The organism is Oceanobacillus kapialis (genome assembly GCF_044790185.1).
Taxonomy (GTDB): Bacteria; Bacillota; Bacilli; order Bacillales; family Amphibacillaceae; genus Oceanobacillus_B; species Oceanobacillus_B kapialis.
The window spans coordinates 1476327-1499797 of record NZ_CP085256.1 but is presented as its reverse complement, the minus strand read 5'-3'; the positions used below and the strand labels follow the sequence as shown (position 1 = coordinate 1499797).

Genomic DNA, 23471 nt, shown 5'->3' with positions numbered 1-23471 from the left:
CCTGCTTGTTTTTTCCCTATTTAAAATCCATTTTCCAGCTATAATATCCCTTTTCTGTATCTTTCTCATAAGTAAGGTAAGCATTAAATTTCTTACCTTTTTTACTGGTTAGACCTTTTACGAACGCTCGTTTCTTGGTTAATAGATTTTTCACTAATGTTTTAGTCGGTTTTTTTCGCATTGTGGCTAAAAATTTATCATTTTTCCAGACCATAAAGCTACAGCCTTTTTTATACTTACTACAAGCAAATCCCATATACCCTTCTGTAACAGTGCCTCCGCATTCCGGGCATTTGCCAAGCACTTCATTTGAAGATTTTGCCGGGCTAACTTCATTAATAATTTCACTTTTATCTGCTTTAATCTGTTCAACAGACTCTGTAGTGAACTGTGAAATTACCTTAAGAAATTCCTGTTTACTTCCATTACCTTTTTGTATATCCGCTAAAGATTTTTCCAAACGCCCCGTAAATTCCAGATCAAACAATTGCTTCACAGGAAAAGTCTCAACAAGCGTTCTTCCTAGCTTGGTACACATCAGGTTTTTCTTTTGCGTCGTAATATAGCCAACGTCTTTTAGTTTTTTTATCGTGTCTGCTCTTGTGGCTGCTGTCCCGATACTAAACCCATCTAAAACGGCCATTACATCCGCTTCTCTATCCTCTGATTCTTCTTTTTTTTGTTTCCCACATGTTTCCATCACTCGTAGTAAGGTCCGCTCTGTATGGTGTTTTGGTGGCTTTGTTATATGCTTGGTAACCTCTGATTCAGCGACCGATACAGGGTCTCCTTGCTCTACAGCAGGTAACAAGGTATCTTTGGAAGCAATGTTCTCAACCTTTTTCCACCCTTCGATGAGCTGGATTTTGCCTTTTGTATGAAACTTACCATCTATCTCGATAATGGTCGTCTCGAGTATTGTCTCTTCATATTCAGCTATTGGCATAAACTGCATGATAAATCGGTTTTTTATCGCCATATATACGATACGCTCATCTGATGTGAGCCTCTTAGGTAAAAGATAGGTTGGTGTAATTGCGCTGTGACTTTCCACTTTGGCATTATTAAAAACACGTTTTGTTTTACGAAACGTTACTTCATCTTTATAGGGAAGATCTTTTATATGATTTTCCAGTACCTTTTTCATTTTTCCTGTTAAACTTTCTTCTAGTGCAATACTTGATGTACGTGGATACGTAATATACTTTTTCTCGTATAGGGTTTGGGCCACTTTCAATACTTTATCAGAAGTCCAACCATTAAATTTATTGGTAATATATCCTTGCAAGCTTGATAGATTAAACAAGAATGGGGGAAATTCTTTTTTCTTTTCGACCTGTTTACCTGTAATACTTCCCTGTTTGCCTCTTATAACCTGCTGGATTTCATCAAGTATAGTTCGTTCTTTAAATTTCTCTTGCTTAGCTTTTATATATGTCCCAGTATATTCTTTACCTTCTGCAGTGTGAAATGTCGCTATCAGCTTAAAATAGTCTTCTGGAACAAAGGTTTCTATCTCTTTATCACGGTCGTAAATAATTTTCAAGGTAGGTAGCAGCACACGCCCGATATTCAGTGCCTTCCCTTTCCCTTTTTGATATTTTAAGGTTGCTACAGATGTAAGGTTAATTCCGATCATCCAGTCAGCCCATTGACGACTAATCCCAGCATCTCTTAATGACTTCATCGTTTCATTGTGTTTGACTTCCTCTAGTCCTTGCAAAACTTCTGCTGGTGTCCATTCGTTTAAAAGCAAACGGTAAACAGCTTTATCTGGTTTCTTACCTCGATATATAATACTATCTCCAATGAGTTGGCCTTCCCGATCATAATCACAGGCAGAGATGATTGCTTTTACGTCATTTCGTTTCATCAACTGATGAATGGTTTTTAGTTGCTTGGCAGCACCACCATCCGTTTGGCTTCTGTTTCGTGGGTTACTCTTCACTTTATACTTTAATTGAGGTGGGATAAAGGGGAAATTTTCCATTTTCCAACGTGCCATTTTGCTATCGTAATCTTTTGCATCATAAAGCTCTACTAGATGGCCGAACGCCCAGGTAATTAGGTAATCACTACCTTCATAGAAGCCGTCTTTTTTTGTCTTCACCTTTAAGGCATCTGCAATGTTTTTTGCAACAGATGGTTTTTCTGTAAGAATTAATTTCAACATAATCACCTTTCAAAATTGGAATGGTATGACAGTGGGGAGATACGAGGATAAAGCTATTATATTACAAATCTATTTATAAGGGGGGCCTACAATGATTATCTAACATATAACCATTATAGAACTATTGTTCCCTAACTGCAATTCATTGTGCAAAAAACCGGAAGAAATTAAAACCAACTTCTTTAATTGGTTAAAATTTTCTTCCGGCTAATGAATTTATTTGCTAAGTTTTTGTGTAAGCGGATAGACACCAATGCTTTGTATGATAAGAGAGAGCATTATTGCGGCGAATGTTAAGGAGATAATCATACTACTTCCATTATCAGTCGCCGACTCCAATCCCATTAGCAGTGCCACGGACATAGTCCCTTTTATTCCTGTCCAGGTTATTAAAGTGGCATCATTTACAGAGAATTGCTTTCTCCATTTTGGTACTCCTTTAAAGGTCGTTAGAAGCACAATATAACGCACAACTAAAGATGCTATAAATATAAGAACGGCAAGCAACCACCCGTTAAATAATAGATAGTTTGCTGATTGTATGCCAATCATTAAAAATAAAACAGCAAGTAGGCTTGGTTCTATAATTCCCCAGAACCCATTAAGAGAGCTGCGGAAATGGGCTTCTTTTATATTTTTGCCAAATTCAAAGGATAACATCAAGCCTGCAGTTACAGTTGATAAAACACCTGAAACTCCAATCCCTTCACCAATATAAAAGCTGCCATATGCTACAATGATACTTAACATAATCTGGTATTCCTTGTGGTGCGTAAAATGGACAAGCTTGCTCATTAACCAGCCAAAAGCTGCCCCGAGAGCTACGCCACCAATCGAGACAAAAAGAAATTCAGAAATAAAGCCACCGATTGAAAATTTGCTACTATTTAGGTACATTTCAAGAAACACTGTAAATAAGACAATACTTGTACCATCATTGATTAAAGATTCCCCTTCCACAATATCGGCAATACGCTGATCGCTTGATGACTTTTTCAATATATTCACAACGGAAACAGGGTCTGTTGGTGTTAATATAGAAGCTACCAAAAAGGCACCCACAAGTGATAGAGAGATAAACAAGTTACCTACAAAATAGATACTTAACCCAAGTAGGGCCATCGTTAAGAGGAGCCCACCTGTACCGAGACTTCCAATCACCCATTTGTTTGTGCGTAACGGCTTTAAAGGGAATTGATAAGCAGAGGTGAAAAGAAGTGCTGGCAGAAAAATCATAAATATAGTCTCTTTTGAAATCGTTATATCGCTAAAATATGGAATAAATGAAAGGACAATCCCTATTAATACGAGAATAACCGGAACCGGGAAATAATTTTGTTTTTTATCTATGGAATAAATGATATATCCTATTAATAATAAGAGTAGTAGTTGATGTGTATGAATAGTATCAGGACCTTTCTTGTTTATTTCTTACCAAAATAGAATAAGCCCACTAATGCGCCTAGAAGACACATTACAAGCGAAATAATAAGCACCGGAATTGCACCAAATTGAGCGATTAATGGTACAGATAAAGCTGTCACAAGCCCTCCTCCCAAGAATGGTTCATAAACAAGTTGTTTATACCCAAAGCCTTCAAAAGCTGGCGAATCTCCGTCGGGGTCCGCAACACGCATTAACAGTAAACCAGTCGCTGTAATCCCCATCGATTGTCCAAAGTCACCGATCCCCCGTTCAAACCAGTATGACGGGATTATCCGTGGTGCTAAAATTAGAAATCCTACAACATTCCAAATAATACCTACAAGTGCCAATAATAAAAATGGCACAATGTATTCTCCTATCACATCAAGCGATACTGTACCTATAGCTGTCAGGATTAAAATATCAAGTGAGAATCCTTGAATTCGGTTTACCATCCTCCGGTCCAAAATTTCGGTATGGTCAAATTTGTTAAAGATAACCTGGATGATGATTCCACCAATCATTGCTAATGGGAATAAGGGAATATACGTCATAAACTCAGAGTTTGTTGCAGCGCCCCACGTTACACTTTCTAATCCAATTAAACCTTGAAGTATTAACCAACCAACAAGTATAGCTAATCCAACCATTGCAAAGTGGAGGGAAAGTGGTTCAATGGATTCTGGTCTTACTGTCATATTAGCTGCAGGTTCTCTATTTTGAAACTCCATTATTCCTTTTTTACGTAAGCTAGAAAAACTCTCAACATCTTTAATGATCTTCGTTTTACTTCTCCGCACGGCCCAGTTAATAAGAATGATACCAATAATGACACCAGAAAGTACTCCGACTGTTGCAAGGCCTATTGCTAAGTCATAAGCCTCAGAAAATCCAAGATCTTCAAAGGTACTTGCCATGCCAGCAGCCGTACCATGTCCGCCTTCAAAGGCCACTTCAATCAATGCACCGGCCATTGGCGGAATATCGAAAAATGGCGTTAACACCAGTATCGTAAGTAGTATCCCAAAAACATACTGCCCCCATCCTATTGTCCAACCGAATGCCAACTGAGGACCGCCGTAGTTCCAGATTTTTGATAAGGAGGGAATCGTAGCACCAAGGAACAATGTTGCGAACACAATATTAATCATTAACCCAGGTAAGGCCCCCCAAACCTGCATTACTTCTTCTGTCATAATTCCGTTCGCCCAGAAAGAATCCTCTCCAGTAAAGTTACCAAGTAATCTCCCTAAAACTTCCGGACCTAGAAGTAATGCCAGAAAACCACCAATAATCGACGAGGGTAAAAATAAATTCTGTAGCCATTTTACACGCATGCGAATCAACTTACCTACTAGCAGGAAGAAAGCCAGATACAACAGCGTAAAACCAATTTGGTTTGGTGTCATAATTATTACTCCTTTAATTTTACTAAGATAATAGTTTTTTCCCGCTATAAAATTTAATCAAACGCAACTTAAAAAGAAAAACTCTCTGTCACTATACAGAGAGTTTCTTAAGGAAAATCTATTTTGTATCAGGATCTGGCAGGTCATCTGACTTACGCATGGCCCATGGTGGAGTGTTAAATATATAAGGAGGTGCTGGTGGAAGGTGTGGGGCTGGAGCAAATGCAACTGGTCTGTCAACGTAATTAAAAGTGCCACAGCCATCCATACTCGGACCATGTGCCCATCTGCCTTCAGCACTTGCATCACCTTGTGAGAAGTTAAATAATGTATAAGCAACCTGCTGTTTTTCCAACTCACGTGGAAAGGTACTTGGAACAACGATGTTTTCTTTCTCTTCTAGTTCTCTGATCGCAGCATACCATTGGTTTTGGTGTGCAGTATCCCGTGCGATTAGCCAAGATAAAGTGTCCCTAACACCTTTATCATTTGTCATCTCGTATAAACGCGAGACCTGCAACCTCCCCATTGACTCTGCCATTAAATTTGCTCGGAAATCTGCAATCAAGTTACCACTAGCCCCAATATAATTAGCTGTCCAGCGATTCCCAACGCTATCTACAGGCATGGCTCCCAATCCTGAAACAATAACATGCTGTGGATTGGATCCACCTAGAATTGCAGCTACAACGGGGTCATCCACTGCGTCATCTAACTCTAGATCTGGCGTGTTATCCAGAAGACGTGCAATTAACGTTGCTAGCATTTCTACGTGAGCAATTTCCTCTGTTCCAATATCCATCAATAAATCCTTGTACTTTCCGTTTCCTCTTACGTTCCAACCTTGGAATAAGTATTGCATCATAACCGAGATTTCACCATATTGGCCGCCTAGGACTTCTTGTAACTTTTTAGCAAAGACAGGATCCGGACGATCAGGCTTGGCATGATACTGTAAATCCTTCACGTGATAAAACAATCCACTCACATCCTTTTTAAATTGACAATAGGCAAATATCCACCCCTTTTAGAAGGTATGCAGACAGCTAGGCCATTGTTCCTTAAAATTTGTGAGATTGTAATGCTTTAAGGGTCGTTCGGTGTCTGAATTTACTATTCTAATGTGGGCGGGCGATTGATTTAATGCGTTTTGCTATTGATTGTGAGAGGGACCCTATTGGTCGGAGCATTTTCACTTTTGATTGGATGTGAGTTTCTTGGGTCGATTGGAGAGCTTCCTTGGTTGATTGGAGAGCTTCCCCGGTTGATTGGAGAACTTCCCTGGTCGATTAAACTCCTTCCCCGGTTGATTGGAGAACTTCCCTGGTCGATTAAACTCCTTCCCCGGTTGATTGGAGAACTTCCCTGGTCGATTAAACTCCTCCCTCGGTTGATTGGAGAGCTCGCCTGGTTGATTGAACTCCTTCCCCGGTTGATTGGAGAGCTTCCCTGGTTGATTGAACTCCTTCCCCGGTTGATTGGAGAGCTTCCCTGGTTGATTAAACTCCTTCCCCGGTTGATTGGAGAGCTTCCATGGTTGATTAAACTCCTCCCACCTAAGTAGAAGAACTGACCAAAAAAACGCTCCACTTTCCCAATGAAAAGTGGAGCGTTATAACAAAACCTATGATAAAACAGTTGGATACTCAGAACTTAATTTGTTCCCTAAAAACTTCGCTACCTCCAACATTCCGTACGTGCCATATGCAGCTTCTGCATCTGAATTATAATTTGTATTCGTATTAATATCATACGTATAAATGGTTCCATCTTCGTCTTCGATAAATTCTATACCAGCTATTTGGATATTATTAGCTGTTAGTACTTTTTTGTATTTTTCTAAAACTGGGTGCGTAAAACCCTCTCTGACTTGAAATTTAGCAGGGGTTTCTTGTTCTTCTGCAGGGCAGAATAAATCTTCAATTGTGCATGCATCTGCCGGGCAAAGTTCAAACCCTTCTGATGTATCCACTCTAACCGCGTATACAAATTCTCCTCCTACAAACTCACATCTCGTAATATAAGATTCTGGTGACTTAATATACTCTTGAATTAATGTCACCCCGTCGACTGGCTCTTCAAAGGTCTCGCTTTTCACATATTCCTTCAATGCCTCAACTGATTGGAATAATTGGACACCTAGCCCTTTTCCTGCTCGGTTATGCTTTGTAATAAATGACTTTCCTGCAAAACTTTCAGCTGCTTTGATCAGTTGTTCCCTGCCTACAGCCGCGGTGGTTTTTGGTGTACGAACACCAAACCTTTCAAGCTCCAAATATTGTTTTACTTTACTAAGCTCAAGCTCTAATGCTCTACTGCCATTTATTACTGTTCTACCATGGTGCTCAAGCCAGAATAATACAGCACTTGTTAATTCCGGAGAGAAACGATTTCCCCTCGTATGAGAGGATGCGCTCATTCGGTTATAGAAGATTCCTTCTGGTGGAACAGCAGTTAAATCCACTGTTCCACTTGATAAAAGCCAATCTTCGTAAGGAACATCTAATTCCTCAAGTCGTTTAAATAAATGTGTTGTCCATTCTTCATTTTCGTGAATCACATATAATTTTGTCATGATTTCATCTCCTAACCGTTATTTACCAATGCTTCTTTTAACGCTTCTACCTTTGGCATTACATTTTTCGCAATATTTTCGAGTTCTTCCAGTTGCGGGGAACACTGTAGTAGTAAAAGATCTACCCCAGCTTCTTCATAAGCTACAATCCGCTCTGCTATTTGCTCTGGAGTTCCAACAAGATTTGGCCGTAGTCCTCTGTTTGATACCGAATAATCTTGTAACTTCACTTGCTGCTCCAACTGTGACTTTGTTGTAAAGTCTTCAAAGCCAGCATACGCATCCGATTCCTTCACGGTGGTAATTCGCTTAAGCTCTTCCAAAGCCTCTTCCTCTGTTTCTCTACAAATGACATATGCAGCCATGCCAAATGACTGTAACGGCTCTTTCCCTGCTTGCTTTCTCCGCTCTTTCATGCCGTTAATTTTCTCACGTGCTTCCTCCACGGTATGGCCATGCATCACATAGGCATCACAGTATGTGGAAATGACTTCTTTCCCTTTCTCACTCTCACCGCCAGCATACAATACAGGATTTGGCCTTTGTACTGGTTTAGGAGAAAGCTTCGTATTTTCAATGTCGTAAAACTTTCCTTTATACGAAAAGGTTTCTTCTGTCCATAGACCTTTCAACACTTCTAAAAATTCTTCTGTTCGCTCATAGCGCGCATCATGTTCTGTAAACTCTGCTCCATACTGTTTCGCTTCCTCTGCCCACCAGCCTGATACGACGTTAAGTGTGAATCGACCATTACTAATGTGATCAATATTAGCAGCCATCTTAGCAGTTACTGCCGGATTATGAAAAACGGGACGCACTGCAGTCATGATCTCAATTTTCTCGGTGACAGCTGCCAGTGCTGCTGCCGTGGACCATGCTTCAATCGAGTCTTTCTCTGTACCTTTAATATCATTTAAATAAAGCTCTGCAATTAACGTCGTGTCATAGCCCCATTTCTCTGCGGACTGAATCACTTTTTTTGCATAATCAAAGGTAGGTGGCATTTTTTCATCCTCAACATTTCGCAACCAGCCTCCAAAAATCGGTAACCAAAATCCATATTTCATTTCCCCCACTCCTATCCCCCAAAATTGAAATTAAAAAAACTCTTTCCCGAAGAAAAGAGTTTGAATTTCGAATAGAACTTTCTCCTCTTATCTTCCAAGCAATTGCCTGGTGGAATTGGCACAGTATCTGACTAAACAGACCTGTTGCCGAGGCTTCAAAGGGCCATATCCCTCCACCTCTCTGGATAAGAAACATCGTTATTTAATTGGTACTTAATAGATTAGCGCAAAATGTTGGAACTGTCAATTAATTATCATGCAGGAAATTTGCGAGTTATATTATTCCGCGATTTCCCTTACAATTCGATCCTCTACATCTTTTGCAGCTTCCTCATCAAGCACATTATTAATCATAATAGAAAAAATATAATCTTCCCCTGACAGGGTCTGCAAATAACCAGATAGGGTTGTCACCCCAAAAATTGTCCCAGTTTTCGCTTCAACCTGAACATCCTGCAATCGATTCCGTAATGTCCCTCCAACCATTTTGTCTGGCTCTCCTGCAACAGGGAGTGCGTTTTTGAAGGCTGGAAACCATGACTTTTCCTGTACGATAAATAGTAGTTTACTCAGTTCGTTTGCCGGAATGAGATTGACATGGGAAATTCCTGATCCATCTCGAATCAATAAGGTACTACCGTCTAACCCAAGATTCTCGAGTTCCTCTTGCATAACCTCAAGCCCTTTTTCCCAACTTCCTTCCCTGCGTTTATGCTTTCCCATTTCCTTAACGAGCACTTCACCATGCACGTTGTTGCTCAATTTCATAAAGGGTACAAGCAATTCTTTTAATGGAATAGAGTTATGTTGAAAAAGCAAGGAACTTTCTTTAGGTGCTTTGCCAACCGTCATTTCACCAGACCAAGTAATTCCTTTTGTTTGAAGCGCATCCTGAAAAAGGGCCATCGCATATCTCGTCGGGTCCCATACTGCCATATGTTCCTTCATCGCCTCTGCCCCAGCTGGAACGGTGCCTGTAAGCGTGATTTCATTTGATCCATGTTCTCGCTCCACTGTTAAATCCTCTTCCGCATTATTGGGACTTGTCTCTGCTCGATTATGTATTGTTATATAATTGGTGTCGGGTGACACGGTTACGATTGGCTTGTCCCCTGACTCTATTCCTGGTTTTATCTGAAGCGTAACACTTCCCGCATCATAGTCCGCGTCAGGTGATGCAGTCAGTGCTGAAATTTGCGCACCGTAATGAAACGATTCGTCACTCCAAATCAAATCTGGAGAAAGACGCACGTCATCATACCAAGTATCATCTCCAATAAGATCTCCCTTGATATGTGTCACTCCCAAGTCTTGAAGTTGCGCTGCAAAATGGGCAAAATCTTTTGGTGTCAATGTCGGGTCCCCTTTTCCAACAAGGTAAAGATTTCCTTCTATCTGTCCATCTTTTTTTACGCCGTCCGTCTTTATTTCGGTGGAAAAGGTGTAGTCTTTTCCAAGAACCTCTAAGGCTGCCGTTGCTGTTAAAAGTTTCATATTGGATGCTGGACGAAGCCTTGTATCCCCTAGGTTTTCATATAAAAGCTTGCCAGTTTTAGTATCCCGCACACTTAAACCAACTAATGCCCCATCCAACAGTGGTTCTGTTTCTATTATATTATCCAATCGCTGTTTCATTGTCCCTCGCTCCTCTATCGCATGTACGCTTTTTTCTTTGGGCACTGAAGCAGCTAAGCAAAAGATGAGCAAGAGCATCCATACACGGCTGACATTTCTTGTTATCGTCATATGTAAGCACCTCTTACGTTTTATTAATCAGGCCCTATCCAGTATTTCCACAAAATAAGATGGAAATCCTTGTTACAAGTAAAATGTTTACCCAACGACCTTATGAACAATCCGATAGTCGATAGTTAAAAACGGTATCGAGAAAATGTGCATCTTATGTGTCGCTCTCAAACTACTATCCTGTTCTTCCCCCACCACAAACGTTTCCTCTAGAGGAAGCTTTATCACCTGTCTGCCAACAGCCAAATAGATTCCTGCTTGTGGTGCATCTTTTTGTTGTTTACTTGTTAGTTGCAGGTTTCCATGCTTATTTTGCAAAGCAAGAATTCCCATCATCGTAGAGCCCGGAAGAGGGAGGGCAATATTCATGTAGGTACGGCCCTCCCCTTCATGGAAAGAATAAATCGCAACAAATACTGTCTCTTCGTTCACCTTTCGCAGCCATGCCCGTGGTTTTGTTCGCCCATCAACGGTTTCGCTAACGCTGGTGATTTTTCCTGTCATCTCCACTTCTTTAGCAGAGAATGGAAGATTAAGCTGTCTCATCCGCTTACTAATATGTTGATAAATCCAAGCAAAAGGCTTAAACCATCCGTGCCATTTCACTTGCGAAAAAAGTCTGTACTCATTGGTGTTTTCATAGAAATCAATTACCGAATTTGGTAGTTTCTCTCCTTCAATTTGTGGTTCGTAGATGTGCATGGAGTCCACTAGTCCATTGTATGTATGTTCTGTTTTTGTGTCAGCTAGTATTTTTTCTCCAATAACTCGCTCTCCCCTTATCCAACTGACCGGAAAAGATCGGTGACCCGCATGTGCATCCGGGCAATTGATCATCCAACCAATTAGCCCGGCCATTGCAAACAGTACCCCATTCATCACACCATGGAACCGGAGCATAAAGTCAATGGTGACATAAAACATACCTGTCATATTACCAAAGGCGTAGCATAGGGAGAACAAAATGGATATTCCCAATGCAGAAAAGGACAGCCTGACGAGCCATGCTTGTAACGGGCGGGAAAAGCTAGTTTTCCATGCTAAGATGATCAAACTGTAGATCCCGATCATATAAAGGATTACACCAAGAAACTCGAGCATGACTGCAAAGGAAATACCGACCGCTACAAGAATGGGTGCCAATAAAATAGCGATCCCAGCCATTTTATAAAAACGGTTTTGCTTTAACCTTCCTAAAAAACCTGCAAAAACGGGTAACAAGAAGGAGGCATAATGAAAATGGATGCCAGTAAGCCATGTCAAAATTGGCGAAAAGCCAGTTTCCATTTGTACAACACTAGCGAAATACCAAGCCCCTCCAATTGCCAGGTACATACAACCTATATCAATCATAAATTCTTCAAATCTGGCAAAGCCGCGCTGTAATAGCCGTTTGGCCCCATAGCAGGCTACAAGCACAGTAAAAGCTAAATAAAAAAGTGCAAGGACCGCATCCCAATGGGTGCGCTGTGTCATTTCAAGTAGAAAAACAGCTATGAGTCCAGCAATGGCTGCGTACCTTAGAATACGAAAAAATCCTTGTTCCTTTTTGCCTATCAAGTGAAGGGTTAGTGGCACGAATACTAATTGAGCTATACTTAGCAATAAATAATACCACGGCCCTGTGCCGAAAACAGTAAGAATTAAAAATAACCCAATCATGCCAATTGCTATTTTATTAAAGGTCATCATGATGAAACACCCCCTCATACGCGAAAACAGTCCCAATTAGCGGGTTTTTCACTTGTACGCTAATCGCGTAAGCCTCTTCTTCCTCTATGTATGCTTCTTTGACAGTGGCTTTCCCTTGAAAGATACTTGGCAATGGAATCTCAACTGGCCCCAACAGCAAGCGTTGTCGCTTGGAAGTGATAAGGAGTGCTCCTTGCTCAACTGCCAGCTCCAAATCTGAATAAACAATGGGTGGTTCTCCAAGATAATCCTCGATAACAGCCTCTTTTGCATTAAAGCGCATCAAAGCATTGAAATAGCGTTGTGTTTTACCAAAGTAAAAAATACGCTCCCAATGTACTTGTGCCTCCCCATCTTTCCCGACGCTTGGTGTATTTTTTAACGTAAAAGGAACCCCTTCTCCTCTCTCCGGAAAAAGTAATTTTCTTTTTGTACCTAACCAGCCAAGTGGCAGAAAGCCTTTTGGCACACCTTTTATTCGTTTCATGACACCCCCTGCTTCAAATGGACGGTCCTGTAAAAATGTATAACGTTGTTGTAGTTTTGGATGTAATTGGTAAAACGCTTCACCTAATATTTGTTCGTAAATCGAAGCGGCCATGTTAATCTCCTTGCTTTCTTTTACAGTTTTTTGCTGTTGGTACCCCTTGAGTTGCCATCCAGCCGATCCAGCTTAAAATAAGCAATGCACCATTAAAGGTGAGTGCATTGAATGGCGCAGTGAGCTGCTCTGGAGCAGCAAAAATTGCCCCTATTGTTAGAAAGGGGAAAGCGATAAACTGCAAAACGTACAGATGGCGTTTCTTCCGATAAAACAGCCAACCCAAACCAAATAGTACTTCCAGTGCTCCGATTATCATCACTAGTATAATCGCAGTTTGGCCATCTACGGGAAAAACCTTTTGTAACATTGCCAGTTCTGCCGGATGCTGATATATGATCTTTGGCACTAAACCATGATAGATCCAGATAAAAGCGAAGAGAATAGCAGTGATCCAGTGAGTAAAAAATCGTGTATACTGTGCCCATGGCTGTTCTCCATTTTCCAGCCAACGCTTTATAACATCAAAGCTGAGCGCCGTGGCCCAGCCGATTAACGGGCGAAATAATAGCATATCAACGAGACTTCCAAGCTTGCCAAAACGTGTTTTATAATTATATTGGGTGAGGAAGGTAACGTTCCCATCATTTTCTGGCTTGTACTTCCAATAACCTCTCCCTTCTCGAATAAGCGAGATCTTCTGTTCCGTGCCAAAATGCAAAGAAGATGTCCTTGCATTGTCCTTTGCTTGATAGCTCCCCACACTTTCGCCCCAGCCTTTAATTCGTAGTCCAAATCCGATCTTTGTTTGATACGAAAATCGCTGAGGCTCTCCTTCCTTTTTTGGCAAATATGTAATGGAAGAAAACCGCAAATCCCATTTTTCATGAAGGTCAGGTCGCTGTGTAGCCTTCCACAATGCGTCTATATCTGTATGTATTGGTAATTCGACGTAGATTGGTTTTCGTTTCATAATGCCCCCCCAATAAAACTATTTATTTTAAATATAACATAAAGTGAAACTTCTTTTAGTGGAGGCCCTCTCTCCCACCAAATGTTAGTTGAACGAATCTGGGGTAAACTCAATTACTATCCTTTTTCTGTCGGGGAGAAATTACCATTGCTAAAAACAGGTCTATTGGCATATACTAATAGAACAAATGTTCTACAAGAGGTGAAAGAAGAAATGGACTACTCCAAATATGCTCGCAATGATGTGCTCTGTATTGATATGCGTTCCTTCTATGCAAGTGTGGAGGCAGTGAAAAGGCAGCTGGATCCTATGACTGCCCTGCTGGCCGTTGTTGGGGATCCCGATCGACCGGGAAGTATTGTCCTTGCCGCCTCTCCGGCTCTAAAGCAAAAGTATGGCATTAGCAATGTTAGTCGTTTCTTTGAACTACCAAAACATGATCCTGAGTTGCACATTGTGCAGGCACATATGGCAGACTATTTGTATATGTCATCAGAGATTACCAAGCTGCTCTATCAGTACGTACCAAAAGAAGCCATCCACCAATATTCAGTTGATGAAGTTTGGGTAACCGTAAATGGATTGGAAAAATTATTCGGAAACCGCTGGGAAGTTGCGGAACAAATAAAGGAAGATATATTAGAGAACTTCGGAATTACCTGTTCTATCGGTATTGGCGATAATAAATTTCTTGCAAAGGTCGTTATGGATTTACATGCAAAGAAAGTTGGCATTGCCGAATGCCGCTATGAAGATGTAGAAGAAAAGCTGTGGCCCTTCCCTATAGAAAAAATCTGGGGAATTGGCGGCAGAATGAAGCGAAATTTAAATCGTATGGGGATCGTAACACTTGGCCAGATTGCTCGCTTTAGTCTTGACCAGCTAAAAAAACGCTTTGGTGTAATGGGAGAGCAATTATACTGGCATGCATGGGGAATCGACCTTAGCCCTGTGTTTGGCAACTTTACGAAAACAGAGCAAAAAGGCTTTGGACATGGGATCTCCCTGTTAAGAGATTATTCCGCAGAAGAGGCACCAATTTGCATTCTTGATTTATGTGAAGAAGTGTGCCGCCGCGCCCGGACTGCCAACAAGGTGGGGAAAACAATTCATCTTGGCATCTCTTACTCAAAGGAAACAGGTGGTGGTTTTTCCAGGTCCCAATCTGTCAGCATTCCAACAAACGTAACAATGGATGTGTACGGCGTTTGTCTCCAGCTTTTCCGCAAATTTTATGATGGAAAAAGCACTATTCGCCATGTCTACGTGACACTTGATAATCTATTTGACAAAGGAGCAACCCAACTGGACCTGTTTGAAGATCGCTCTAAGAAAAATGATATTGGCTATGCAATGGATGCCATTCGCGATAAATTTGGCACAACCGCTATCCTCCGTGCCACTAGCTATACCAACGCCGGCATTACAATTGGTCGGAGTAAGAAGATTGGTGGACACAGGGCGTAGAAATTCAGATATTAGTCAAAATATAGCGATAGAGGCTGTTTTATCCCTATCGCTCTTCCCAAAAGACCTTTTAAGTTATTATACAGATTGATCAATACAAGTTATTAACCTATTTTCTATATCAGCTGTAAACTCCTTTAATGATTCGTCATTTACCATTTCAATTAAAGCTGTAGGTTTTGGCATACCTATTTTAACTTTTTCAGTTTCCTTATCGTGATAAACAACAATTTTGCAAGGAAGGAAGTATCCGACCAGCTGATTTTCTGAAAGGACGCGTTTGGCTTCAGCCGGATTACATACTTCTAGTACCTGATACGGCTGATTGAAATCAAAGCCTTTCTTCTGGAGGGTCTCCTGAATATCGAACTGCCAAAGCACTCCAAATTTGTCATCCTTCAAATTCGTCTCAAGGGATTTTATTGCCTCTTTCATTGATTTATTTGTCTCAACAGTATAATGAAACACAATGGTCATCTCCTTTTCCAAATAACGGATTATTTTAGTTTTATAGGTCTTTTCCCTTCATCAAATATTTAAACCCAAGCGCTCATGCCGCCTTTTACATTAGAAACTTTTTCAAACCCTTGTTTCTTAAGGATTTTAGCTGCCTTCATACTCCTCATTCCACTTTGACAAACCATTACAACCTCTTTATTTTTATCAAGACCCTTTGACCTGTCTGCTAACTGTCTCAACGGAATGTTTCTAAATGGTTTACGATGATTAACACGGTATTCGCCTGGTGTCCTAACATCCACAAACTGGATTTCATTTTTTTGCTTGAATTTATCCCTTGCTTCTTGAGCTGTTATATTCGTTATCCCCTTTGCAGGTAAGAAACGATACATAAAAAACCAGATAATCGCAGCCAGAATAACAACTTGTATAATTAATTCCATTTTGGCACTTCTCCCCTAAATGTTATTTCCTTACTCTCTTTAGTATTATGCCAATATCTCCAACCATATCTTTATAGCCGTGGCGAGAATTAAAATTGCCAAAACCCACTGGAGTATTTTGGTGTTTATTTTTTGCCCGAATTTTGCACCAAGCGGTGATGCTATCAGACTTGCAATAATCATGATTACTGCCGGTATAAATAGTACCTGACCGGTAAGGAGCTTACCAGTCGTTGCACCAATTGAAGAAATGAACGTAATTGCGAGTGATGTAGCGATTGTCATTCTGGTTGGTATTTTTAAGACGATTAGTATGATTGGTACCAGGATAAATGCCCCGGCTGCACCTACAATACCCGCTCCTATACCAACGAGCAGTGCAAGCCCCGCTGCAAGCCACTTATTATAAGAAACTTGATCCATAGGTATATCATCCAGTCCCTTTTTAGGCACAAACATCATCACGGCAGCAATAGTTGCCAGTACACCGTAAACAAGATTTATCCCTGCATCCACCATAAACTGGGATCCATAGCCACCAATAAAGCTTCCAATTAAAATACTGATTCCCATGTAAAGTATAAGTCCTTTATTTAAATAACCGCCTTTTCGGTACGCCCAAACTCCACCAATAGTAGCAAACAATACTTGCACAGCACTTATACCTGATACCTCGTGCGCTGAAAATGCAGAAATGCCTACTAAAGCAGGGATATAAAGCAGCATTGGATATTTAATGATAGATCCACCAATCCCAACCATTCCCGATATGAAGGAACCAACAAACCCAATTAGAAAGATTGTAATAATAAAAATTAAATTATATTCCATTGCTCGATCCCCCCTAACAAAGGGAGCCCACAATAGGTGGGGCTCCTTTAACCTTTTTTAATCCAAAACTTGAATACGTCATCTTCTTCTGTATCCTTTAGCAGTTCATGTCCGCCTGACTTCGCCCATGCTGCAAGGTCACTTTTTGCACCTTTATCTGTTGCTTGAACTTCAAGCACGTCACCGCTGTTAAGATCGTTCATTGCTTTTTTTGTTTTCACGATAGGCATTGGACATGCCAACCCTTTTGCATCCAGAACTTTTGTTACATCCATTATTAATTCCTCCTTCGTTATTATCCCTGAACCGCACAACGGTTTGGTCCAGTTTCCATTTCTCTTTGTTTTTCATTTTCAGGGTTAATTTTACCCATGTTTGTTTCGCGAATTTCCTGGTAAGCATTCGGTTGTGGTGGAAGATTTTCCGTTACCAATTTCCGGAATGCATTCTCATCTTCTACCTGCAATCCCTCATTCTTGTTGTAAAGGTCACCGAGTCTTGCTGACACGCTTCCTCCATTTCCCAACTCTTCGGCAAATGAATAGTGTGCTGGAAGGACAATCAGATTTTCAGATAGTTCTTTGTAACGTGAGTAAAGCGTATTACGTAAATCGCCTACCCAGTCCTCCGCTTTACCAGCCAGATCAGGTCGTCCAATTGATTTAACAAATAGAATGTCACCTGTCAGTAGAAACTGATCATCAATAATTAAAGATGTACTTCCGATCGTGTGACCTGGTGAATATATCGGTTGTACTGTTATGGTCGTGTTTCCTACTGTAATATTGTTACCTTCTTCAAGTGGTGAATAGTCAAACGTTACCTCTACAGCATCTTTAGGTGGAAGATGGTACGTTGCCCCTGCTTTTTCGGCCAGCTGTCTACCACCTGAAATATGGTCAGCATGCAAATGTGTATCCAGGGTATGCTTGATTTTAACTCCATTTTCAGCTGCAAAACCCTCGTAGTTTTCAATCATACGGTTGACGTCCACTACTGCTGCCTCTCCATTAGACTCGATAAAGTATGATAGGCAACCTTTACCCAACCGAACAAACTGATAAAGACTACCGCCGTCTTTCAGATCACCGATTTTAACTGGTAAAAGGTGTTCACTCCATGCTTTCATTCCGCCCTCAAGGCTGTATACATTTGAATAGCCTGACTCTTCCAAAAGGTCCGCTACAAATTCAGATGATCCACCTTTTGCACAGACAACGATAACTTCCTGGTCTTTGTTAAATTTACCTTCTACAGGTTCAATGCCTTCAAGCAGGTTGAAATATGGTTCATTGATAACCTCAACCTTTCCGCCTTCAATTTTCCAGTTATCAAATTCATCTGTATTCCGAACATCTAGAATCAAAGTTTCTTCGTGATTAACAACTTTTTTTGCCAATTCATTGGTTGTTATGGTCTTAGCCATTTTGTTTTCCCCCTCCTCTAAAATTAAAATGTCAGTGAGACATCTGCATCTCTTGCATACTCAATAAACGTTGCGGCTCCGCCAACTTCAATTCCGTCTACAAAGACATCCTTGTCCAGACTCATGACATCCATGGTCATCTGGCAGGCAATTAATTTAATACCCATTTCCTGCGCGACACTTACTAGTTCTTCAATAGAAGGAACATTTGTCTTTTCAAAACCCTCCTTGAAATGTTCTTTGCCTTCAGGAAGTGGCAAATCCTTGTGTGCTTCTTTATGAATAAGATTCAACCCTTCAAAGGTGAAGAAAATGCCTACCTCGGCATCTGAAGCAGCAGCTGCTGTTGCTACGTTAAAAACTTTATAAGCATCAAAAAGAGAACCATTTGCTGCTATAATTGCAACTTTAGTGTTAGCCATTTAAAATTCCTCCTAATTGTTTTTATTTGTTGGTCCTTGCCATTCAGCCATACCAGGTACTACATTACTAACATCCTGAAAACCTTTTTCGGTCAGCTTTTGTGCTGCGAGGTCACTTCTGCTGCCTGTACGGCAAATGACGTGTACTTCTCTATCTTTATTTAACTCACTGTAACGTTTTTCTAAATCCCCTAAGGGTATATTTACCGAACCAGGAATGTGACCGAAAGCAAACTCTGCAGGTTCCCGAACATCCAGAACGGCTATATCTTCTCCCTCTTCGATCTTCCTGCGAAGTTCTTCCAAATCAGTAACGGCGCCATGCTTTGTTTCTTTTTTTGTTTCTTCATCACTAGCTTTACGCAGATAATGTTTCAGGACATCGCTGTCTTCAACGGTCCCTAGATATTGGTGACCAGTACTTTCCGCCCAAGCCTTTATATCAGCCGTGGAACCTTTGTCAGTTGCCTGGACCTCTATTACTTCACCAGGCTGCAGATTTTTGATTGTCTTTTTCGTTTTAACAATTGGCATTGGGCAGGCAAGCCCCTTTGCATCCAAAATTTCGTTTGCTGAAATATTCATCAGAAAATCCTCCTCGTTTTTATTTTTCAACCTCATCGTTCCAGTCCAACATACCACCGGCCATATTGATTACATCATAACCTTGTTCCTCCAAAAAGGTACAAGCCTTACCACTACGGCCACCTGAACGGCACACGAGGTAGTAATGATTATTTTTGTCGACCTCATTGAGCCGATCCGGAAGCTGACCAAGAGGGATGTGTTCTGCACCTGGAATTTTCCCCTGTGCAACCTCTTCATCCTCACGAACATCAATAATGTTTAGTTTTTCCCCAAGCTTAAGTTTTGTTGCAAGTTCTGCTGCTGAAATTTCACGCATTCTAGTTCCTCCTAATTTATAATCATTATACCCTGTAGGGTATTTATCAAACTAAAAAATATTATATAAATAAAGTTATATTTCCATCCTCCGAGTCACCTATATACGCTGCGACCCCGGCATATTCAATTCCATCCAACAATTCCTCTTTCTGAAGTCCAAGAAGATCCATTGTCATGGTGCAAGCAATCAGTTTAACATCCTGCTCCTGCGCCATGTCTACCAATTGAGGAAGTGGCAGTGCGTTGTGTTTTTTCATTACATGTTTAATCATCTTTGGTCCCATACCTAAATAGTTCATTTTTGAAAGTCCCATTTTATCTGTGCCTCTAGGCATCATCTTTCCGAACATCTTTTCCAGTAAATTTTTCTTTACCGGAACCTGATTGTCCTTACGAAGTGCATTCAACCCCCAAAAAGTGTGGAAAATAGTTACTTCATGGTCATATGCAGCAGCACCGTTCGCGATGATGTATGCTGCCATTGTCTTGTCATAATCTCCGCTAAACAAAACAATCGTAGTTTTCTTTTTATCTGGCATATACATTCTCCTTTATATTTAATTAAATTATACACATACCGGTAGGGGTATATGAACTTGTTTAAAAAATAGGGTTAATATGTTTCACTTAACCCAAATTACATGTTAACTATTCTTTAATAATTTGTCAAATCAATGATTTATCTACTTTTAACGAGCAGGTTGACTGCTTCTTTGATGATGTCCTCTGAACTTTCACCAGCTTCTTTTTCTTCTCGGATACATTGTTCTAAATTTTTACTAACTATTAATGCAATAGTCCGATCCATAGCATTTCGTACTGCAGACATCTGTGTAACCACATCACGGCATTCTTTATCTTCTTCCATCATCTTTAACAAACCTCTAACTTGTCCTTCAATACGTTTCATTCTATTTTTGACTTGGTCATCGTATTTCATAAAGCAATTGCTCCTTTCTTTATCTTATTAGGTAGTATCCGACAACCTGGATGCCTTTTCGCTTCAATAAACGAATACTGAGATTCTTATCAACATAATCTGATGCCACTATAATGACATCTTTATTAGGAATATATCGAAAGTGTCTGTTCAGATATGCTAGAGGCAAACAGTAAGCTTGCTCTATTGCATTCTTGAATGATGTCTGATAACTCCGTGTGTCGACTATTGTGACCCGCGAGTCGTGCTTTACAGCAACTTCACTTAATTCTATTTTCCAAACTCCCCGTACAGGGACATATCTGCGATACAGAAACTTCAAGGGAAAAAATGAGATTAAAATTACAATTGCTATAGTCATTAATTTCCCGCACTTCATAATAACAGTATGACTACATATTATACCCAAGGGGGTATAATGTCAACCCTGAAAATTATATCAAGGAAGAAGAACACCACAACTAGTTCTAACATAGTTTGAATGTGGAATCTTCACACTTCTAAATAGCTCTTAACGTCACAACAATTCAAGGAACTTCAGCTAATCATTATTTTTTGATCATCTTCATCCTTAATTACACTGTTTCCTACACCGATTGTAATAAATCCATTCAGTAAAGCAAAAAGAGAAGTGCTAAATCTACATGACTGTTTAAAAAAGGGGACATACAGAATACAACAATACTAAACCTAATTAATTCAAAATTTTACAAGCAAACAACCATAACTGCTCCCTATAAAATGTATAAAAATAATATTCCCTCTGCAACTAATCTGCCCGTTATTAAGTACATCCTTTCTCAAAAATCATTTAAAAGTGAAGACTCCTGGGGTACAGTATCGGCTAATGACAATACTCTTATGGGGAATAAGATATCCTTTATGTTGCTCACGTTTTCTATCGTGAGTTTTTTCCTAAGTGTGGTATCCGGCGAATGCTGACCCAAAAATTCTTGAATTACTAAAAGTTCAGCTCAATTATTTAATGTTAATGTTGTAAAAGTATGGCTTAAAACAGGTAGACTAACTTTGTCTTACAATCCTGCTCTAATCGCGATTATTTCTATTTCTCTTTGTATTCCTTGTTTAGTTAATCTTCTATAAGGTTTTCCTCTCTGCACTGCGCACTAAAAGAGATCTTGTGTAATAAAGGATAAACTTTGTACCACAAAAAGCCCTCATCTGTTTAAGTATTGAACTGACCCCTGTCAAGTAGACAGTACAAATAATAAAAAGTTAGACGGCTTTGGCTCTATATTCAAGAGGGCTAAGGCCGTTTAGACTTTCCTGGTAACGTCTGCAATTATAAAAGTTGATATACGCCTCGATTGCTTCTTTCAACTCCTCGAAGGAACTATACGTATTCAAGTAATACTCTTCAGATTTTAACATACCCCAAAAAGATTCCATCGGACCATTGTCAATGCATTTTCCAACACGAGACATACTTTGCGTCATTCCAGCTTTTTCTATCTTTCTTTTAAATGTTTTAGACGTATACTGAAAGCCACGGTCGCTGTGAAATAGGGGTCCAGCTTCTGGTTCCACTTTTAAAGCTTTATCAAAGGTGTCAAAAACTAATGAGTTGTTATTTGATCGACCAATGACATAGCTGACGATAGATCCGTCATGCAAATCGAGAATGGCGCTCAAATAAGCTTTAGACATCTCCCCATACTTGAATTCCGTGACGTCTGTTACCCATTTCTCATTTGGGTTCTCAGCTGTAAATTCACGTTTCAACTTATTTTCGGCGACATGCTGCGGTGTCGATTTGATATAAGGTTTTCGCTTTTTTCTGATAACAGCCTTAATGCCTGCAAATTTCATGAGTCTGTATATTCGTTTGTGGTTGTATTGATGACTCAACCGACGGTTGACGTTTATTTTCATCCGGCGATAACCATAAATGCCGTTGAATTCTTTATGCACGGCATATATTTCCGTTAGAATTTCTTCATTTACTTTCTCTTCTGTAGTGGAGATCCTATTTACCCATTTATAGTAGGATGAACGCGCAATTCCCGCAACTTTACATAAAAGCTTCACTGAAAACCCTTCTTTTTGATGCAGTTCCTTGATAGCTGTAAATTCCTTCTTTAAACGAACTCTACTTAACGATCCCTCCTTTCGATCTCTTTCAACTTTTTTAAATAAGCATTCTCCGCTCTTAGTCGTTCGTTTTCTTTCTCCATCCTCTTCATTTCGAACTGTGTTTTTTCCTCATGCGTCAGTTCTTCCTCTGTTTTGTTTCTTCCACGGCCGTCTTTCAGACCGTCTGCACCCTTAGATTCGAATTTCCGCACCCACTGATACACCTGCTGGTAGGAGACCTCATATAGTTCGGCTGTGCTTTGATAATCCTTTCCCTTGGCAAGGCAGTCTAGTGCGATATCAATCCGTTCTCGCCATTCTGTTTGTCTACCTTTGGTCATAGTTTCTGTCCGCCCTTTCCTGTTTCCGTTCATTTCACTATGACCATTATACTTTTTAATCCATTGTCTTAAAACTCTTGGGTCCGAAATCTCATATTTTCTAGTGACATCCCTTAAGGAATAGTTGCCAGATTCATAGTCTTTAATCGCCGATAGTTTTAACTCTTTTGGGTACGTTTTCTTTGTTCTATACTCCTTCAGGCCATTCACGCCATATTTATTATATTTTTCTTGCCATACTTTAACCGTCTTATGGTGCGTATTATAAAAAGAACAGATATCACTCAACGAATACTCTTCTGATTCATATGCTTGTAGAATTTCAATTTTTTCTTTTAAAGGTCTACTCCTTTTTTTGCCCATAAAAATACTCCCCTTAAGATAAACAGATTTTTGTTTTTTAATCTGTCTACCTTAAGGGGAGCATATCATATTTAATTCACAATTATTTTCAAACTACGTAACAAAAATGTCCATCATTGTTAAAATCATCACGATCTTCTGCACATAAGTGATAATCTTGGCCCTATTAACTACTCAT

23 protein-coding genes and 1 riboswitch are annotated in these 23471 nt (G+C 40.1%); of the genes, 2 read left to right on the top strand and 21 right to left on the bottom strand.

The features are described from left to right. Window positions 1-16: 16 nt before the first annotated feature. The 4 genes from LG273_RS07905 to LG273_RS07890 all read right to left on the bottom strand — a co-directional run bounded on the left by LG273_RS07905 (window position 17) and on the right by LG273_RS07890 (window position 5986). Complete coding sequence (locus LG273_RS07905) at window positions 17-2173, bottom strand: DNA topoisomerase (RefSeq protein ID WP_404459072.1); 2157 nt, start codon at window positions 2171-2173, stop codon at window positions 17-19. 216 nt (window positions 2174-2389) lie between these two features. Continuing rightward, window positions 2390-3544: a cation:proton antiporter gene (locus LG273_RS07900; protein ID WP_404459499.1), complete on the bottom strand. Its 1155-nt coding sequence runs from the start codon at window positions 3542-3544 to the stop codon at window positions 2390-2392. Window positions 3545-3597: 53 nt separating this feature from the next. Then, a complete protein-coding gene (locus LG273_RS07895) occupies window positions 3598-5007 on the bottom strand; it encodes a sodium/glutamate symporter (protein WP_379560873.1) in 1410 nt (469 codons plus the stop codon). Window positions 5008-5125: 118 nt separating this feature from the next. After that, window positions 5126-5986, bottom strand: a complete 861-nt coding sequence (locus LG273_RS07890; RefSeq protein ID WP_404459070.1) for a manganese catalase family protein — start codon at window positions 5984-5986, stop codon at window positions 5126-5128. 198 nt (window positions 5987-6184) lie between these two features. On the opposite strand from LG273_RS07890, the gene LG273_RS07885 reads away from it, so the two are divergent. Next, complete coding sequence (locus tag LG273_RS07885; protein ID WP_404459068.1) at window positions 6185-6571, top strand: hypothetical protein; 387 nt, start codon at window positions 6185-6187, stop codon at window positions 6569-6571. A gap of 60 nt (window positions 6572-6631) precedes the next feature. Here LG273_RS07885 and LG273_RS07880 read toward each other — a convergent pair whose 3' ends face one another. From LG273_RS07880 to LG273_RS07855, 6 genes are all read right to left on the bottom strand, one after another. Beyond that, window positions 6632-7582, bottom strand: a complete 951-nt coding sequence (locus LG273_RS07880) for a RimK family alpha-L-glutamate ligase (RefSeq protein ID WP_404459066.1) — start codon at window positions 7580-7582, stop codon at window positions 6632-6634. 11 nt (window positions 7583-7593) lie between these two features. Beyond that, window positions 7594-8649 (bottom strand): LLM class flavin-dependent oxidoreductase, encoded by a 1056-nt coding sequence (locus LG273_RS07875; protein ID WP_379560869.1) that lies wholly within the window; start codon window positions 8647-8649, stop codon window positions 7594-7596. Between the two features lie 84 nt (window positions 8650-8733). Then, a riboswitch (SAM riboswitch) is annotated at window positions 8734-8841 on the bottom strand. Between the two features lie 87 nt (window positions 8842-8928). Then, window positions 8929-10395 carry a D-alanyl-D-alanine carboxypeptidase/D-alanyl-D-alanine-endopeptidase gene (gene dacB, locus LG273_RS07870; protein WP_379560868.1) on the bottom strand — a complete coding sequence of 489 codons (1467 nt, stop codon included), beginning with the start codon at window positions 10393-10395 and terminating at the stop codon, window positions 8929-8931. An 87-nt stretch (window positions 10396-10482) separates the two neighbouring features. Continuing rightward, window positions 10483-12087: a YndJ family protein gene (locus LG273_RS07865; protein WP_404459063.1), complete on the bottom strand. Its 1605-nt coding sequence runs from the start codon at window positions 12085-12087 to the stop codon at window positions 10483-10485. After that, entirely contained in the window at window positions 12074-12688 is a 615-nt protein-coding gene (locus tag LG273_RS07860) for a DUF4166 domain-containing protein (RefSeq protein ID WP_379560865.1), read from the bottom strand. The genes LG273_RS07865 and LG273_RS07860 overlap by 14 nt, the downstream gene beginning before the upstream one ends. 1 nt (window position 12689) lies before the next feature. After that, a complete protein-coding gene (locus LG273_RS07855) occupies window positions 12690-13601 on the bottom strand; it encodes a DoxX-like family protein (protein ID WP_379560864.1) in 912 nt (303 codons plus the stop codon). 213 nt (window positions 13602-13814) lie between these two features. Between LG273_RS07855 and LG273_RS07850 the strand changes: the two genes are divergently transcribed. Further along, on the top strand, window positions 13815-15068 hold the full coding sequence (locus LG273_RS07850) for a DNA polymerase IV (RefSeq protein WP_379561193.1): 1254 nt from the start codon (window positions 13815-13817) through the stop codon (window positions 15066-15068). 78 nt (window positions 15069-15146) lie between these two features. Here LG273_RS07850 and LG273_RS07845 read toward each other — a convergent pair whose 3' ends face one another. The 11 genes from LG273_RS07845 to LG273_RS07795 all read right to left on the bottom strand — a co-directional run bounded on the left by LG273_RS07845 (window position 15147) and on the right by LG273_RS07795 (window position 23293). Beyond that, window positions 15147-15536: a DUF302 domain-containing protein gene (locus LG273_RS07845; RefSeq protein ID WP_404459060.1), complete on the bottom strand. Its 390-nt coding sequence runs from the start codon at window positions 15534-15536 to the stop codon at window positions 15147-15149. 68 nt (window positions 15537-15604) lie between these two features. After that, entirely contained in the window at window positions 15605-15970 is a 366-nt protein-coding gene (locus LG273_RS07840; RefSeq protein WP_404459058.1) for a rhodanese-like domain-containing protein, read from the bottom strand. Window positions 15971-16015: 45 nt separating this feature from the next. Further along, on the bottom strand, window positions 16016-16801 hold the full coding sequence (locus tag LG273_RS07835; RefSeq protein WP_404459056.1) for a sulfite exporter TauE/SafE family protein: 786 nt from the start codon (window positions 16799-16801) through the stop codon (window positions 16016-16018). Between the two features lie 47 nt (window positions 16802-16848). After that, window positions 16849-17076: a sulfurtransferase TusA family protein gene (locus LG273_RS07830; protein ID WP_404459054.1), complete on the bottom strand. Its 228-nt coding sequence runs from the start codon at window positions 17074-17076 to the stop codon at window positions 16849-16851. A 20-nt stretch (window positions 17077-17096) separates the two neighbouring features. Further along, window positions 17097-18227: an MBL fold metallo-hydrolase gene (locus LG273_RS07825; protein WP_404459052.1), complete on the bottom strand. Its 1131-nt coding sequence runs from the start codon at window positions 18225-18227 to the stop codon at window positions 17097-17099. A gap of 23 nt (window positions 18228-18250) precedes the next feature. After that, window positions 18251-18649, bottom strand: a complete 399-nt coding sequence (locus LG273_RS07820; protein WP_404459050.1) for a DsrE/DsrF/DrsH-like family protein — start codon at window positions 18647-18649, stop codon at window positions 18251-18253. A 12-nt stretch (window positions 18650-18661) separates the two neighbouring features. After that, complete coding sequence (locus LG273_RS07815; protein ID WP_379560859.1) at window positions 18662-19234, bottom strand: sulfurtransferase TusA family protein; 573 nt, start codon at window positions 19232-19234, stop codon at window positions 18662-18664. A 19-nt stretch (window positions 19235-19253) separates the two neighbouring features. Next, the gene (locus LG273_RS07810) at window positions 19254-19553 is read right to left on the bottom strand and encodes a rhodanese-like domain-containing protein (RefSeq protein WP_379560858.1); all 300 of its coding nucleotides are present in this window, start codon (window positions 19551-19553) and stop codon (window positions 19254-19256) included. Between the two features lie 61 nt (window positions 19554-19614). Next, window positions 19615-20094, bottom strand: coding sequence for a DsrE/DsrF/DrsH-like family protein (locus LG273_RS07805; RefSeq protein ID WP_379560857.1), 480 nt, complete (start codon window positions 20092-20094; stop codon window positions 19615-19617). Window positions 20095-20234: 140 nt separating this feature from the next. Continuing rightward, complete coding sequence (locus tag LG273_RS07800; RefSeq protein ID WP_042224024.1) at window positions 20235-20495, bottom strand: metal-sensitive transcriptional regulator; 261 nt, start codon at window positions 20493-20495, stop codon at window positions 20235-20237. A 1236-nt stretch (window positions 20496-21731) separates the two neighbouring features. Continuing rightward, a protein-coding gene (locus LG273_RS07795; protein WP_404457746.1) for an IS3 family transposase occupies window positions 21732-23293 on the bottom strand; the annotation gives its coding sequence in 2 pieces (ribosomal slippage) (window positions 21732-22633 and window positions 22633-23293; 1563 coding nt in all). Window positions 23294-23471: the final 178 nt, after the last annotated feature.

What these genes read in the sequence shown, in the direction of transcription:
- LG273_RS07905 (WP_404459072.1), bottom strand. Translation starts at nt 2,173, where the DNA reads ATGTTGAAATTAATTCTTACAGAAAAACCATCTGTTGCAAAAAACATT.
- LG273_RS07895 (WP_379560873.1), bottom strand. Translation starts at nt 5,007, where the DNA reads ATGACACCAAACCAAATTGGTTTTACGCTGTTGTATCTGGCTTTCTTC.
- LG273_RS07880 (WP_404459066.1), bottom strand. Translation starts at nt 7,582, where the DNA reads ATGACAAAATTATATGTGATTCACGAAAATGAAGAATGGACAACACAT.
- LG273_RS07875 (WP_379560869.1), bottom strand. Translation starts at nt 8,649, where the DNA reads ATGAAATATGGATTTTGGTTACCGATTTTTGGAGGCTGGTTGCGAAAT.
- dacB (WP_379560868.1), bottom strand. Translation starts at nt 10,395, where the DNA reads ATGACGATAACAAGAAATGTCAGCCGTGTATGGATGCTCTTGCTCATC.
- LG273_RS07865 (WP_404459063.1), bottom strand. Translation starts at nt 12,087, where the DNA reads ATGATGACCTTTAATAAAATAGCAATTGGCATGATTGGGTTATTTTTA.
- LG273_RS07860 (WP_379560865.1), bottom strand. Translation starts at nt 12,688, where the DNA reads ATGGCCGCTTCGATTTACGAACAAATATTAGGTGAAGCGTTTTACCAA.
- LG273_RS07855 (WP_379560864.1), bottom strand. Translation starts at nt 13,601, where the DNA reads ATGAAACGAAAACCAATCTACGTCGAATTACCAATACATACAGATATA.
- LG273_RS07850 (WP_379561193.1), top strand. Translation starts at nt 13,815, where the DNA reads ATGGACTACTCCAAATATGCTCGCAATGATGTGCTCTGTATTGATATG.
- LG273_RS07840 (WP_404459058.1), bottom strand. Translation starts at nt 15,970, where the DNA reads ATGGAATTAATTATACAAGTTGTTATTCTGGCTGCGATTATCTGGTTT.
- LG273_RS07835 (WP_404459056.1), bottom strand. Translation starts at nt 16,801, where the DNA reads ATGGAATATAATTTAATTTTTATTATTACAATCTTTCTAATTGGGTTT.
- LG273_RS07830 (WP_404459054.1), bottom strand. Translation starts at nt 17,076, where the DNA reads ATGGATGTAACAAAAGTTCTGGATGCAAAAGGGTTGGCATGTCCAATG.
- LG273_RS07825 (WP_404459052.1), bottom strand. Translation starts at nt 18,227, where the DNA reads ATGGCTAAGACCATAACAACCAATGAATTGGCAAAAAAAGTTGTTAAT.
- LG273_RS07820 (WP_404459050.1), bottom strand. Translation starts at nt 18,649, where the DNA reads ATGGCTAACACTAAAGTTGCAATTATAGCAGCAAATGGTTCTCTTTTT.
- LG273_RS07815 (WP_379560859.1), bottom strand. Translation starts at nt 19,234, where the DNA reads ATGAATATTTCAGCAAACGAAATTTTGGATGCAAAGGGGCTTGCCTGC.
- LG273_RS07810 (WP_379560858.1), bottom strand. Translation starts at nt 19,553, where the DNA reads ATGCGTGAAATTTCAGCAGCAGAACTTGCAACAAAACTTAAGCTTGGG.
- LG273_RS07805 (WP_379560857.1), bottom strand. Translation starts at nt 20,094, where the DNA reads ATGCCAGATAAAAAGAAAACTACGATTGTTTTGTTTAGCGGAGATTAT.
- LG273_RS07800 (WP_042224024.1), bottom strand. Translation starts at nt 20,495, where the DNA reads ATGAAATACGATGACCAAGTCAAAAATAGAATGAAACGTATTGAAGGA.